This is a genomic window from Pseudomonas sp. CC11G (assembly GCF_056174845.1).
Genome location: NZ_JBWBZC010000010.1, coordinates 157,462 through 171,199, shown reverse-complemented (window position 1 = coordinate 171,199; position 13,738 = coordinate 157,462). Strand labels below are relative to the sequence as shown.

The window sequence follows — 13,738 nt, the reverse complement described above, 5'->3', positions numbered from 1 at the left end:
CAGGGCTGACTTACCCGATCCCTGGTAGCACCTCGCCGCTAATCAGCCACCAACGAAACGCCGGGAACATCTTTCCCAGAATCGCTATCCCCTACGCGCCCGCGCCGCTGGTGTAGTTTTCATAACCGTTTTGGTGATATGCATCAATGCGATCTCGCCAACACCTCAATGGGTTTTGCCTTCTGCTCTGCCGATCCGGCGTGCTGGGCAGTCGATTTAAGCGTGTATTCTATGCACCGGCCTGAGCCGCAAGATGAAGAGAAACCGAGCCATGATCGAGTTCAAAGAAGCGATAAGCGTGGCGCATGCCAACGTAACGACGCTGGTAAGCCAAGCGAGAAATATCCGCCTGGAAGGCGCACTGCTTTCAGCCGACGGCGCCGTTTACGAAATTACTTTCAGCTACGACGTTGAAGGCGACGATCTGGGAATCGAGTTGGGCGCAGCCAAGGGTTCAAACTTGCTGACCCTAGCAAAATTGATGGGCAAGCGCAGAGAAAACAAAGTCTTTCTGGTAGATAGCGAGACCGGAAAATTCAGAGGATTCAAAAATCAAAAGGATGATTAAACGTGACAAAACGAAAGCTGATCATAGACACCAACCTCCTGTTGGTGCTGGTTATCGGGGCCGTTGAAGGCGGGCGACATATTAAAAACTCCAACCGCCTCAATGGCTTCGACACCAGTGACTACGACACCGTACTGGATGTCATTAAAACCTACGACGACGTCTACATAACTCCTTACATTGCTGCCGAAGTTTCCAATCTTATTGACTTGAAAGAACCGGCCGCCACCCGTGCCTACGAAGTAGCCCGGATTCTGTTCAACGAATTCAAACAGATCGATTCAAGCATTGCGCACGACACTTCAGCAGTCACTTTTCCTATTTACGGTATTACGGATAGCGCACTAATAGGATTGGTCAAGGACTATACGGTGCTGACCAACGACACGAGATTGCTGCCCCCTCTATATGCAATGAACCCTGATCACGTTCTACCTTACGAAGCTGTAAAAAGCGTCGCCTCCTACTAGAATTCTCCTCCCTAGCCATTTCTCTCTACAAATACGCCCTCACCTTCCTGATCTTGTTTGCAAGGTGAACGGCCCGCTGTGCTTTCAAACGCTTCTCAAATATTGGAAGGCTCAATAGCTAAAGGCTCGGCATATGTGTGCGCGAGGCGTGACGCTGCTTGAGAACAATTTAGTGAGAAGTTAAGCCACGATGCATTTGTTTAAAGAGCATCGCGGCTGAAGCCGCCCCTACGGGTAGTACGTGTGGCTTACTCCGACGAACTGGCTGGCACTACCTCCACCACCTCCACCACCTGCCCATCGTCGTAAATATCCGACTGCTTATAAAAGTCATGGGCGTGGCGCAGCAGCACCATGATCACCGCCGCCACCGGCAGCGCCAGCAGAATGCCGGTAAAGCCGAACAGTTCGCCGCCGGCCAGAATGGCGAAAATAACGGCCACGGGGTGCAGGCCGATGCGGTCGCCGACTAGCAATGGGGTGAGCAGCATGCCTTCAAGCAGTTGGCCTACGGTAAATACGGCGGCAATACCCAGCAGCGGATAAAACTCGGTGCCGAACTGGAAGAAGCCGGCCGTGATGGCGGCGCCGAAGCCGATCACAAAACCCATGTACGGCACGATGCTGGCGAGGCCCGCGATGATGCCGATCAGCAAGCCCAGCTCCAGGCCAACGAGCATCAAGCCGGTGGAATAGATGATGCCGAGACCAAGCATCACCAGCAGTTGCCCGCGCAGGAAAGCGCCGAGTACTTCGTGGCATTCGCCGAGCAGTTGCACGATAAAACCTTCGCGGCTGCGGGGCAGCATGCCGCGCAGTTTGGCCAGCATGATGTCCCAGTCGCGCAGCAGGTAGAAACTCACCACCGGAATCAGCACCACGTTGCCGAGCCAGCCGAGCAAGGCCAGGCTGGAGGCGCCGGCCGAGGCCAGCACCGTGCCGACGACGTCGGTGGTCTGGCCCAGGTGTTCGGTGACGGCGGCTTTGATCTTGTCGAATTTCCAGAAGCCATCACCCAGGCCGAGCTTGGCTTGCGCCCACGGCAAGGCAGTGTGTTGCGCCCAGTCGATCATTTGCGGCGCCAGTTCGTACAAGCGCACCAGCTGTTTGCCGAGCATGGGCACCAGCACCAACAGCGCGATCACCAGAATCAGGGTGAACACGCTGAACACCACAACCACGGCCCAGGTACGCGAGAGTTTCCAGCGCTCCAATTGGTCGGCAATGGGGTCGCCCATATAGGCCAGCAGAATGCCGATCAGAAAGGGCGAAAGAATCGGGTGAATGGCCACAACAGCGCACCGAGCAGAAACAGCGCGGCAATCCATAGCCAGTGACGGTTGTCAGTCATGCTCAAAAGCCTCGAGGGAAAAGGGTTCACCAGCCGTAATGGAGCACGTTGGTCGCTGGTGCTGGCGCGGGCGCTACCGGCGCGGGGGCTTGGCCGGCCGGTGTAGCGCTGGCGTCGACCGGCGCCGCCGCTACCGGCTCCGGCGGCAGCTCGCGCATCCGGGCCAGGGCCAGTTGCGCGCGCAGTTGCTCGCTGCTGGCTTTGACGCGGTAGGTCAGGCGATTGCCCACGGCGCTTTGCAGACGCGCGTCGAAGGGTTCGAGCAGGCGTTGCAGTTCGGCGTAACGGTTGAGGTCGGCGCCCTGGATATCCAGCGTCAGGTCCTGCGCCGAGCCCTGGGCCGCCACAAAGTGCGTGGCCAAACGTTGGCTTACGGCCAGCAGCACGGCGTCGGCGACGGCGTCGGCATCCGCGCCTTCAACCTTGCCTTGCTCGCGGCTGTCGCCCAACCACAGGCGCCATTGCGCTTGCCATTTTCCGCTGTCTTCCTGGGCGCTAACGGCCAGCAGCGCATCGGCGCCGTAGCGGGCCGAGGGTTCTTTCAGCGCGTCGGGGTTGTTGGCGGTGAGGTTTTCCGCGGTGCCGGCGAGCTGCTCATTCAGGTCGGCGATCGGCAAACGCAGCGGCAAGCCACGGTTTTGCGCGGCGCGTTGCAGGGGTGCGGCGGCGGGTTGGCTGTCGCCCACCAGGCTCGCGCCATCCGGGGTGGTGTTCAGCCACCAGGTGAGCACGGCCGGGCGATTGGCGCTCCACAGGGAAATGCCGGCCTGGCGCAGGCTGCGGTCGGTGCTGATGGCGTCGAAGTCGACCACCAGCACTTGGGGCGGACCATTTTCGTAGCCGTATTGGCTCACCAGCTGTTGCGGGTCTTTGCGCAGGGCGGCAATCGCCGGGTTGCTCAGGGCTTTGCTGTCGCCGGTCAGGCGCAGCACCAGGGTGTCGAGGGCGCTGCTCAGGGCGGTGGCGCGCTCCTCCGGTTGCTGGCTGGTGACTGGCTGGCGCACTTGGTAAAGGTCTTCAACGGGCGCGGCCTGGGCGACAACGCTGCACAGGGACAGGCCCAGGGCCAACAACGGACTGAACAGTGAGGCAGAAAAACGCATGGTGGGCTCTCAGCTCGGGAGGTGGCGACAGGCCTGCATTGCAGGGCGCTGCGACAAAGTGCTCTACCTTAAACAGCCCACTCGGGCGCTGTCGAGCGGCGCCGCCAATTACCGGCTTAACTAGCTAAACAAATAGGCACTCAACAAGCGTAACGGCCAGCCGATACGTTCTCAGTACGGCGCCAGCGTGCGCACAGCAAACACATAAAAGAGGTACCTGCGGTGTCGATAAAATTACGTTTGCTGCTGTTAACCGGCACAGGTCTCGTGGCGGCGCTGATTCTCAGCCTGGTGAGTTTCATCGGTAACCATCAGGTGGCCGACGCGGTGCGCGCCAACCAGGTGAGCCTCAATGCCCTGCGCAATCATATGGAAGCCGACATGATGCACGACGCCCTGCGCGCCGACGTGCTGGCCGCCATGCTGGTGGGCCTGGGCAAAAGTCCCACCAGTGCTGAAGAAGCGCGTAGCAGCCTGGAAGAACACGCCGGGCATTTTCGCGAGGTGCTGACGGAAAACCTCAAGCTGCCGGTAAACGATGCCATCAAGGCCGGGCTGAACAAGGTCAAACCCAACCTCGATACCTATATAGCAGCGGCCGAAAGCATCGTCGGTCAGGCCCTGACCAACCCCGACGCCGCGCAAAAACAACTGCCCACCTTCAATGCCGCCTTCACCCAACTGGAAGGCGAGATGGCCAGCCTGAGCGAGCTGATTGAAGGCAACACCGAGCAGACCAGCAAAGACACTGAAAGCGCCCTGAGCACCGCCAACCTCACCCTCACCATCGTATTGATTGCCAGCCTCGTGCTGCTCGTGGTGCAAGGCGCATGGATTATCGGCAGCATCATGCGGCCTCTGCTGGCGGCCAGCGGCATCGCCAGCAGCATCGCCCAGGGCGACCTCGGTCGCACCATCGAACAACCCACCCAGCAAGACGAGGCCAGCGCCTTGATCCGCAGCCTGGCGACCATGCAGCGCGACCTGCGCGGCATGATCGCGCCGTGCGCAGCAACGCCGACAGCGTAAACAGCCTGAGCCAGCAACTGAGCGCCGGCTGCCATCAGGTGGCCGGCAGCAGCACCCAGCAAAGCGAGGCGGCCAATACGATGGCGGCGGCGGCCAGTGAAATGACCGCCAGCATCGAGGAAATCACCCGCCATGCCGGGCAGGCGCTGGACATGGCCAACCAGGCCGAGCGCCTGGCCAAAGACGGCGGCAAGGTGATTCATCAAGTGGTTCAGGACATGGACGGCATCGCCCGCTCGGTGCAGCAGTCGGCGCAGGTGATTCGCACGCTGGATCAGGAGTCGGAACAGATCTTCGGCATCATCCAGGTGATCAAGGGCATTGCCGACCAGACCAACCTGCTGGCCCTGAACGCGGCCATTGAAGCGGCGCGGGCCGGTGAGCAAGGCCGTGGCTTTGCCGTGGTGGCTGATGAAGTGCGCAGCCTGGCCGGGCGCACCAGCGCCTCCACCCAGGAAATCGCTGCCATGGTGCAGCGCATTCAAACCAGCACCCGCGATGCCGCCACCAGCATGGAAGCCGGCGTCGCCCAGGTGGACAAAGGCATGGCGGTGACCGCGGACGTGGAAAAGGCGATTCGCGAAATTCTCGAAGCGACGCTCAGCACCACCCAACTGGTGAACGACATTACCCGCACCATCGGCGAACAAAGCCTGGCCAGTAACGAGATCGCCCATCAGGTGGAAACCATCGCCACCATGTCGGTCAGCAACAGCACGGTGATCAGCCAGACCGCCACGAGCACCGATGAGCTGTCGAGCCTGGCGGGCAAGTTGTCGTTGTCGGTGGATAGATTCCGACTGTAACCCATGCTTTCAGACCGCGTGAAAACGTAGCGAGCGAAGGTTTGGCAAGGCCCTCTCTAAACTAAGAGCAGGGCGAAAAAGCGGAGTTGACACGTAGTCAATGAGCATTTTTCGCCCGTTTTTAACGCAGCCAAACCGAGCGCAGTAGTTTTCACGCGGTCTGACTATTTTCAGGCCGTCCGGCTGCGTGGATGGCCGCCCGAGGGCAAGCCTGATAAATCGCGCGCCTTCGCAGACCGGCCAGGCTAACCGCCACCTCATGTTCCGGTCGCTCCCCGAACATCCCTTTCATAAAGGCCTGGATCTATGAGCAAGCAACCCTCCATTAGCTACAAGGACGCCGGCGTCGATATCGATGCAGGTGAGGCACTGGTCGAACGCATCAAAAGCGTGGCCAAGCGCACTGCGCGTCCGGAAGTAATGGGCGGCCTGGGTGGTTTTGGCGCCCTCTGCGAAATTCCGGCCGGCTACAAACAACCGGTTCTGGTCAGCGGCACCGACGGCGTGGGCACCAAGCTGCGCCTGGCGCTGAACCTGAACAAGCACGACAGCATCGGCCAGGATCTGGTCGCCATGTGCGTAAACGATCTGGTCGTATGCGGCGCCGAGCCGCTGTTCTTCCTCGACTACTACGCCACCGGCAAACTCAACGTTGACGTCGCCACCACCGTGGTCACCGGCATTGGTGCCGGCTGCGAACTGGCGGGCTGCTCGCTGGTCGGTGGTGAAACCGCCGAAATGCCGGGCATGTATGAAGGCGAAGACTACGACCTGGCCGGCTTCTGCGTTGGCGTGGTGGAAAAAGCTGAAATCATCGACGGCTCCAAAGTAGCAACCGGCGACGCCCTGATCGCCCTGCCGTCTTCCGGCCCGCACTCCAACGGCTACTCGCTGATCCGCAAGATCATCGAAGTGTCCGGTGCTGATATCGAAACCGTGCAGCTCGAAGGCAAAGCCCTGACTGAACTGCTGATGGCGCCGACCCGCATCTACGTAAAACCGCTGCTCAAGCTGATCAAAGACACCGGCGCCGTGAAAGCCATGGCCCACATCACCGGTGGCGGCCTGCTGGACAATATCCCGCGCGTACTGCCAGACGGCGCACAAGCGGTGGTCGACGTGGCCAGTTGGAAACGCCCGGCCGTGTTCGATTGGCTGCAAGAGCAAGGCAACGTGAACGAAACCGAAATGCACCGCGTGCTGAACTGCGGCGTGGGCATGGTGATTTGCGTCGCCCAGGAACACGTCGACAGCGTGCTGGCTAACCTGACCGCCAGCGGCGAGCAACCGTGGGTAATCGGCCAGATCAACGCCGGCGCCGCCGATGCCGAACGCGTTGTGTTGAACAACCTGAAAGCCCACTGATGCCCAACGCCGCACCCTGCAATGTGGTCGTGTTGCTGTCCGGCTCGGGCAGTAACCTGCAGGCGTTGATCGATGACATCCAGGCGGGCTCAACCCCCGCCCGGATCTGCGCCGTAATCTCCAACCGCAGCGACGCCTTTGGCCTGGAACGGGCCAAAGCGGCCGGCATCGCCACCCATGTGCTTGACCACAAAAATTTCCCCGACCGTGAAACCTTCGACACCGCGCTGATGGCGCTGATCGACAGCTGCCAACCGCACCTGGTGCTGCTGGCCGGTTTTATGCGCATTTTGAGTGGCGCCTTTGTGCGTCATTACGAAGGGCGGCTGCTCAATATCCACCCGTCCCTGCTGCCCAAATACAAAGGCCTGCACACCCATCAACGAGCGCTGGATGCCGGCGACAGCGAACATGGCTGCAGCGTGCATTTCGTTACAGAGGAACTCGATGGGGGCCCTCTGGTCGTACAAGCTGTCGTGCCGGTGCGCTCGGATGACTCGGCCCAAAGCCTGGCCAACCGCGTACATGCACAAGAACACTGCATTTACCCACTCGCTGTGCGCTGGTTCGCTGATGGCGACTTGCAACTGGGCAGTGAGGGGGCAATGCTGAAAGAGCAGTTGCTACCGGCCACCGGCCACCTGATCCGAACCTAGGAGACTTTATGCGTCGCGCCTTGCTGTTCGTCCTCGCCGTGCTCACCCTGCCGGCGCAGGCCCTGGAACTGAAACCCTTTTCGGCGAGCTACACCGCCGACTGGAAACAGGTTCCCGTTAGCGGAACTGCCGAACGCAGTTTGCAAAAGCAGGCTGACGGCCGTTGGCTGCTGAACTTCAAAGCCTCCATGCTGGTGGCCGGCCTCACCGAAGAAAGCGTCTTCCGTGTCGACGGCACCACCTTCCTGCCGCAAACCTACCGCTACGAACGCAGCGGTCTGGGCAAGGGCAAAACCGTAGAACTGGACTTCGACTGGGACGCCAAGAAAGTCATCGGCAGCGACCGTGGCGACCAGGTTTCCCTGCCGCTGAACCGTGGCGTGCAAGATAAATCCACCTACCAGGTGGTACTGCAAGCCGACGTGGCCGCTGGCAAGAAAACCATGAGTTACCAAGTGGTGGATGGCGGCGATATCGAAACCTACGACTTCCGCGTGCTGGGTGAAGAGAAGGTCCAGACCATGGCCGGCAGCGTGGACGCCATCAAGGTAGAGCGCGTACGCGACCCAACCCAAAGCAGCCGCAAAACCGTGCTGTGGTTCGCCAAAGACTGGAATTACCTGCTGGTGCGTCTGTTCCAGGTCGAGAAAGACGGCAAGGAATACCAGATCATGCTCAAAGACGGCAGCGTCGATGGGAAAGCGGTGAAAGGCAGTTAAGCCCGAGCCGAATGAAGAAGCCCCGCTCCGTGCGGGGCTTTTTTATGGGCGTGTCACCGGCCCGTAGGATGGGTAGAGCGCAGCGAAACCCATCAGCGATATATGCCGAAACCGCGATGGGTTTCGGCTACGCCTCTACCCATCCTACGAACAAAAAACCTCTCAGCTGACCACAACTCCCCGTCCTACAGTGTTCAGAAAATGCTCTTTTCAGGAACACGCCTACAAAACAAAATTCTCCGTCTGGCAGGCAACTCTGCTGCGCTCTTAACTTGCCCGTGCAAGCCAACCACGGAGCCATCGCCATGCCTACCCGCCTCGCTGTACTGCTGTTCTCCTTTGTCGCCTCTCTGCCCGCCCTAGCCGTAGGCGGTACCCTTCAGTTCGAGGGGCAGATCGTCAATCCAACCTGCAGCGCCAGCACCTGCGCCCGCGACTTCCCTGCCTTCACCACCCAATCCCTGCCTCTTAACCCTGGCGAAACCAGCGTGAACAATCAGGTCATCACCATCACCTACAACTGAGCCCAACCGACCACCGCGCCGCCACCGATCAATTTGCGATTGCCAGCGCGCCGCCGCGCTGGTATCTGTACATGCACACAGTGGTTTGGCGTACCGATGCACTCCCTCGACGATCCCCGTTTCTATTACCTGGCGAACTTTCATAAAGCGCTGGCCTGGCTGGCTGCGCGCTATAACGACCTGTTCGACGCGCACGAAGCGGCGTTCGTGCGCCAGTTCGGCGAGCTGCCGCTAGCCTCACAAGCCCTGCTGACGCGCATGATCATGCGCAAGGGCCCGCACTTTCGCGCCAGCAAACTGAGCTACGAAGAAATCGGCTGCCCCCGCCAGGCCGCCGAGCCGCTGCTGGCCCACGGTTGGATCAGCAACGAATACGCCCTGAACGTGCAGGAACTCTTCGCCTACCTGCGCAAAGACGAAGTGCTGCAACAGTTCGGCGCCCTGCTCGCCATCCGCACCGCCAATAAACCGCAATTGCTCGAACAGCTGGAAAACCAGCTGGAAGGCGAGCGGCCGTTTAGCCAGTGGTGCCCGCAGCTGGACGACCCACTGCTGACGCTGGGCATTGGCGAGTTGATCGACCGCCTGCGCCTGATGTTCTTCGGCAACCTGCACCAGGACTGGGTGGAGTTTGTGCTCTCGGATCTGGGCATCTTCCGCTATGAATACGTGGAGCTCAGCGCCGATTCGCGCGGTTTTACCCGCCGTGAAGACGTGGATACTTACCTGCACCTGTGGCAGTGCCGTCAACGCTTCGAAGCCGGCGAGCCGTTGACCGAGGTGTTGGAGCAGATTGCCGAGGTGCACACCGAAAACCCGTTGTTGGTGGAGCGGCGCGGCAAGCTGCTGTTCGCCATCGGCCAGCACCTGGAACGCCTGGGTGAGTTGGAGCATGCCTTGGCCTTGTACGGCGTCAGCGCTTATCCACAGGCCCGGCAACGGCAGATTCGCGTGCTGGAGCGCCTGGCCCAGTACGAACCGGCCCACGCCCTGGCGCAGCAGGCCGCTGCCGCGCCGGTCAACGATGCTGAAGCGCAACTGGTGGCCCGCGCTTTAAGCCGCCTGAACCGCCAGCTCGGTCTGGCCAAAGCCAGCAAGCCGCCGAAGGTCGAAGCTGGCCTGATCGAACTTAGCCTGCCTTTTCACCCCGACTTCAGCGTGGAGCAACGTGTGCAGCTGCACCTCGGCGAAGACCACGCTCCCGTGCATTACGTGGAAAACACCCTGATCTGCAGCCTGTTCGGCTTGCTCTGCTGGCCAGCCATTTATGCGCCGCTGCCGGGGGCGTTTTTCCATCCGTTCCACAGCGGCCCGGTGGATTTATTACGCGCCGACTTTACCCAGCGCCGCGCCGCCCTATTTGCTGACTGCCTGGCGGCACTGGACAGCGAGGCCTACAAAACCCGCATCCGCGCCACCTACCAGGAAAAATTCGGCATCCAGTCACCCTTCGTGTACTGGGGCCTGCTCACCGAAGAATTGCTGGACCAGGCCCTCACCTGCCTGCCCGCCGCCCACCTGCGCGCCTGGTTCCAACGGTTACTGGGCGATATCAAAGCCAACCGCGCCGGAATGCCCGACCTGATCCAGTTCTGGCCGGCCGAGCAGCGCTACCGAATGATCGAAGTGAAAGGCCCCGGCGACCGCCTGCAAGACAACCAGAAACGCTGGCTGGCCTTTTGCGCCGAGAACGGCATGCCGGTCGACGTCTGTTACGTGCAGTGGTGCGAGGCGTGATTTATCAGGTTGCCGTGCGGGCCATGTGCGAGTTCACCGCCAAACAGGGCGACCTCGACTTGCGCTTCACCCCCTCGCCCACCGCCCAGGAGGGCATTGCCGGGCATATGAGCGTGGTGGCCCGGCGTGGCTCGGGCTATATCGCCGAGCTGCCGCTGAGCGGCGAATATGAAGGCTTGCTGGTGCGTGGCCGCGCCGATGGCTACAACCCCGATGACAACCTGCTGGAAGAAATCAAAACCCACCGCGGCGATATCTCGCGCATTCCCGACAACCACCGCCTGCTGCACTGGGCGCAGGTAAAGGTCTACGGCGCGCTGCTGTGCGCGCAGTACGAACTGGAGGAAGTCGACCTGGCGGTGGTGTATTTCAATGTGCTCACCCACAAGGAAACCAGCTTTCGCGAGACCTTCAGCGCTAGCGCCTTGCAGGCGTTTTTCGAGTTGCATTGCCAACGCTTTATCACCTGGGCCAAGCAGGAACAGGCGCACCGGATCGAACGCGATACCAGCCTGGAGCAGTTGAAGTTTCCCCACGCCAGCTTTCGCAGCGGCCAACGCCAACTGGCTGAAGCGGTGTACCGCGCCGCCCGCGACGGCCATAGCCTGATGGCCCAGGCCACCACCGGCATTGGCAAAACCATCGGCACGCTGTTCCCGCAGCTCAAGGCATTTCCCGAACAGAAGATTGATCGCCTCTTTTTCCTTACGGCCAAAACTCCGGGCCGTCGTCTTGCCCTGGACGCCCTTGAAACCCTGCGCAGCCAGGAGCCGAAAATCGCCCTGCGCGTACTGGAACATGTGGCCCGCGACAAAGCCTGCGAACACCCGGACAAAGCCTGCCACGGCGACTCCTGCCCCTTGGCCAAAGGTTTCTACGACCGCCTGCCCGCCGCACGCAAAGCCGCGCTCGACAGCCAGTGGCTCAACCAGAACGCCGTGCGCGACGCCGCCCTGGCCCATGGCATCTGCCCGTATTACCTGAGCCAGGAGCTGTGCCGCTGGAGCGACGTGGTGGTGTGCGACTACAACTACTACTTCGACATGACCGCGCTGCTCTATGGCCTCACCCAGCTCAACGAATGGAAGGTAACCCTGCTGGTGGACGAGGCGCATAACCTGGTGGAGCGCGGGCGCGGCATGTATAGCGCCGAGCTGCAGCAGGCGCGTTTCAAGATCATGCGCGGCCTGGCCCCCAAGGGTTTGAAGAGCGTGCTGGACCGGGTCAACCGCCACTGGAACCAGCTGCACCAGGACCAGGAAGCGCTGTACCAGGTGTACCCCGCCGCGCCGGACCTGTTCATCATGGCCCTGCAAAAAGCGGTCAGCGCCATCACCGACCACCTCACCGACCAGCCCACCGGCAACGAAGCCGAGCTGCTGCATTTCTACCTCGATGCCATGTTGTTCTGCCGCCTGGCCGAGGTGTTTGGTGCGCACTCGTTGTTCGATATCAGCCGCCACCTGGGCACCGGCGGCAAGTCGCAATCCACCCTGTGCATCCGCAACGTGGTGCCGGCGCCGTTCCTCGCCCCGCGTTTGGCGGCGGCGCATAGCTGCACCTTGTTCTCCGCCACCCTGAGCCCGGCGAACTACTACGCCGACCTGCTCGGGTTGCCGGAACACACGCCGTGGCTGGACGTGGAATCGCCGTTTCTCGCCGAGCAATTGCATGTGCAGGCGGTGAGTAACTTGTCCACGCGCTACGTCGACCGCGACCGCTCGCTGGCGCCGATCACCGCGCTGATGGCCCGCCAGTTTGCCGAGCGGCCGGGCAACTACCTGGCGTTTTTCAGCAGCTACGCCTACCTGGAACAGGTGCGCGACCAGTTTGTGGCGGCGCACCCGCTGGTGCCGATCTGGGTGCAATCGCGGCAAATGGACGAAGCCGAGCGCCAGCACTTTCTCGAACGTTTTCAGGAAAGCGGCCAGGGCATCGGCTTTGCCGTGCTGGGCGGCGCGTTTGGTGAGGGCATCGATTTACCCGGCAACCGGCTGATCGGCGCGTTTATCGCCACCTTGGGCCTGCCGCAGATCAACCCGATCAACGAGCAGATCAAGCAACGCATGCAAGCGATGTTCGGCAGTGGCTACGACTACACCTACCTCTATCCCGGCCTGCAGAAAGTGGTACAGGCGGCCGGACGGGTGATCCGCACGCAGCAGGATTCAGGGGTGGTGTATTTGATGGATGACCGCTTTAGCCAGGCGGCGGTAAGGCGGTTATTGCCGACGTGGTGGGAGGTGGGGCGGTGTCGGTTGCCGACGGTGGATGAGACGCTTACGCCGTAGGTTGGGTTGAGCCAAAGGCGAAGCCCAACGATACACATGAACCAGACCCCAACCCCGCCACCAACCAGAGCGCCGGGTTGCCGCGAGCCTCCCAACCGTCCTCCTCACGACCGCGCGGGTCAGGCCCGGCGGCCTGCCCAGATGGTGCGCTCCCGTGATGAAGCAATGTTGGGCTTCGCCGACGGCTCAACCCAACCTACCCCTGGCGCACGTCGAGCCGAAGCGTAAGGAATTAACCCAACAACTCAGCGAACGCTTTGTCCGCCTCCAGCACCGCTGGCAACGCGGCAAACACCGCGTCCAGATCCAGCTCTTCAATCAACGGCCCGTGCAACGACTCGCGCGCTTCATCTGTCGCGCCGCCGTGGGCTTGCAGCGCCTCGGCAATCAGCACGGCCTGGGCCAGGGTTTTCGGCAACGGGCTATCGGCCGGCGCCTGCGAAGGCTTGGCTTGCAAGGCGATAGCGGTCTGGATCAACTTCGGCAACTGCCAACGGCGCGCCAGCTCGGCGCCCACTTCCGGGTAACCAAAGCCCAGTTGCAGGGTTTCGTTGGCGGCACGGCCGGCGGCGTTGCCGTGTTTGCTGGCATTCAGCTTCGGTGCGTATTGCGGCGCGCCGGTCTGAATCAGCAATTCGCCGATGTTATGCATCATGCCGCAGGTAAATGCGGTGTCGGCGTCCTGGCCGGCCTGCTTGGCCAGCAGACGGCTGATACTGGCCACCTGAAAGCTGTGAATCCAGAAACCCTTGAGATCGAAACTGGCGTCGGCCTTGAACGCGCCGGTCACCGCCGAGGCCATCACCAGCGTGCGCAGGGTGTTGAAACCCAGGCGCGAGGCAGCGTCTTCGATGCTGGTGGATTCTCGCGTGCCACGGTAACGGGAGGAGTTCGCCAGGCGCAGCACCTTGGCGGCGATCACCGGGTCCTTGGCGATATTGCGACCTACGGCGTCCAGGCTTGAGGACGGGCTGTCGAATTGCTGAATCAGTTCCAGGGCCACCTTGGGAATGCTGGGCAAGGCATGCAGGTCGGCGAACAGTGTTTCTATATCCATGAGCTCACTCTCAGTTGAACGGCTTTGTAAGGAAAGCATAGGCAACAATTTTCAGCGCACCG

The 13,738-nt window shown here is 61.2% G+C and carries 12 protein-coding genes and 1 pseudogene; 10 read left to right on the top strand and 3 right to left on the bottom strand.

The window, feature by feature from the left end:
• The first annotated feature begins 271 nt into the window (after positions 1–271).
• Entirely contained in the window at positions 272–568 is a 297-nt protein-coding gene (locus AC0V2S_RS14325; RefSeq protein ID WP_475510326.1) for a hypothetical protein, read from the top strand.
• Positions 569–570: 2 nt separating this feature from the next.
• Complete coding sequence (locus AC0V2S_RS14320) at positions 571–1,038, top strand: PIN domain-containing protein (RefSeq protein ID WP_475510325.1); 468 nt, start codon at positions 571–573, stop codon at positions 1,036–1,038.
• 248 nt (positions 1,039–1,286) lie between these two features.
• Here the strand turns inward: AC0V2S_RS14320 and AC0V2S_RS14315 are convergent.
• Both AC0V2S_RS14315 and AC0V2S_RS14310 read right to left on the bottom strand, forming a co-directional pair.
• Positions 1,287–2,389: pseudogene (locus AC0V2S_RS14315) on the bottom strand (AI-2E family transporter).
• A 26-nt stretch (positions 2,390–2,415) separates the two neighbouring features.
• Entirely contained in the window at positions 2,416–3,492 is a 1,077-nt protein-coding gene (locus AC0V2S_RS14310; RefSeq protein WP_475510324.1) for a DUF2066 domain-containing protein, read from the bottom strand.
• Between the two features lie 222 nt (positions 3,493–3,714).
• Here AC0V2S_RS14310 and AC0V2S_RS14305 point away from each other — a divergent pair, with 222 nt between their 5' ends.
• The 8 genes from AC0V2S_RS14305 (at position 3,715) to AC0V2S_RS14270 (ending at position 12,619) form a co-directional block, all read left to right on the top strand.
• Complete coding sequence (locus AC0V2S_RS14305) at positions 3,715–4,521, top strand: MCP four helix bundle domain-containing protein (RefSeq protein WP_475510323.1); 807 nt, start codon at positions 3,715–3,717, stop codon at positions 4,519–4,521.
• 80 nt (positions 4,522–4,601) lie between these two features.
• Positions 4,602–5,327, top strand: coding sequence for a methyl-accepting chemotaxis protein (locus tag AC0V2S_RS14300; protein WP_475510363.1), 726 nt, complete (start codon positions 4,602–4,604; stop codon positions 5,325–5,327).
• Positions 5,328–5,633: 306 nt separating this feature from the next.
• A complete protein-coding gene (purM, locus tag AC0V2S_RS14295; protein ID WP_475510322.1) occupies positions 5,634–6,692 on the top strand; it encodes a phosphoribosylformylglycinamidine cyclo-ligase in 1,059 nt (352 codons plus the stop codon).
• Positions 6,692–7,348 (top strand): phosphoribosylglycinamide formyltransferase, encoded by a 657-nt coding sequence (purN, locus tag AC0V2S_RS14290; RefSeq protein WP_475510321.1) that lies wholly within the window; start codon positions 6,692–6,694, stop codon positions 7,346–7,348. The genes purM and purN overlap by 1 nt, the downstream gene beginning before the upstream one ends.
• An 8-nt stretch (positions 7,349–7,356) precedes the next feature.
• Complete coding sequence (locus AC0V2S_RS14285; protein ID WP_475510320.1) at positions 7,357–8,067, top strand: DUF3108 domain-containing protein; 711 nt, start codon at positions 7,357–7,359, stop codon at positions 8,065–8,067.
• A gap of 305 nt (positions 8,068–8,372) precedes the next feature.
• A complete protein-coding gene (locus tag AC0V2S_RS14280; protein WP_475510319.1) occupies positions 8,373–8,591 on the top strand; it encodes a hypothetical protein in 219 nt (72 codons plus the stop codon).
• Between the two features lie 96 nt (positions 8,592–8,687).
• The gene (locus AC0V2S_RS14275) at positions 8,688–10,328 is read left to right on the top strand and encodes a VRR-NUC domain-containing protein (protein WP_475510318.1); all 1,641 of its coding nucleotides are present in this window, start codon (positions 8,688–8,690) and stop codon (positions 10,326–10,328) included.
• Between the two features lie 23 nt (positions 10,329–10,351).
• Positions 10,352–12,619, top strand: a complete 2,268-nt coding sequence (locus AC0V2S_RS14270) for an ATP-dependent DNA helicase (RefSeq protein WP_475510362.1) — start codon at positions 10,352–10,354, stop codon at positions 12,617–12,619.
• Positions 12,620–12,851: 232 nt separating this feature from the next.
• Here the strand turns inward: AC0V2S_RS14270 and AC0V2S_RS14265 are convergent, their stop codons facing one another.
• Positions 12,852–13,676 (bottom strand): HDOD domain-containing protein, encoded by an 825-nt coding sequence (locus tag AC0V2S_RS14265; protein WP_475510317.1) that lies wholly within the window; start codon positions 13,674–13,676, stop codon positions 12,852–12,854.
• Positions 13,677–13,738: the final 62 nt, after the last annotated feature.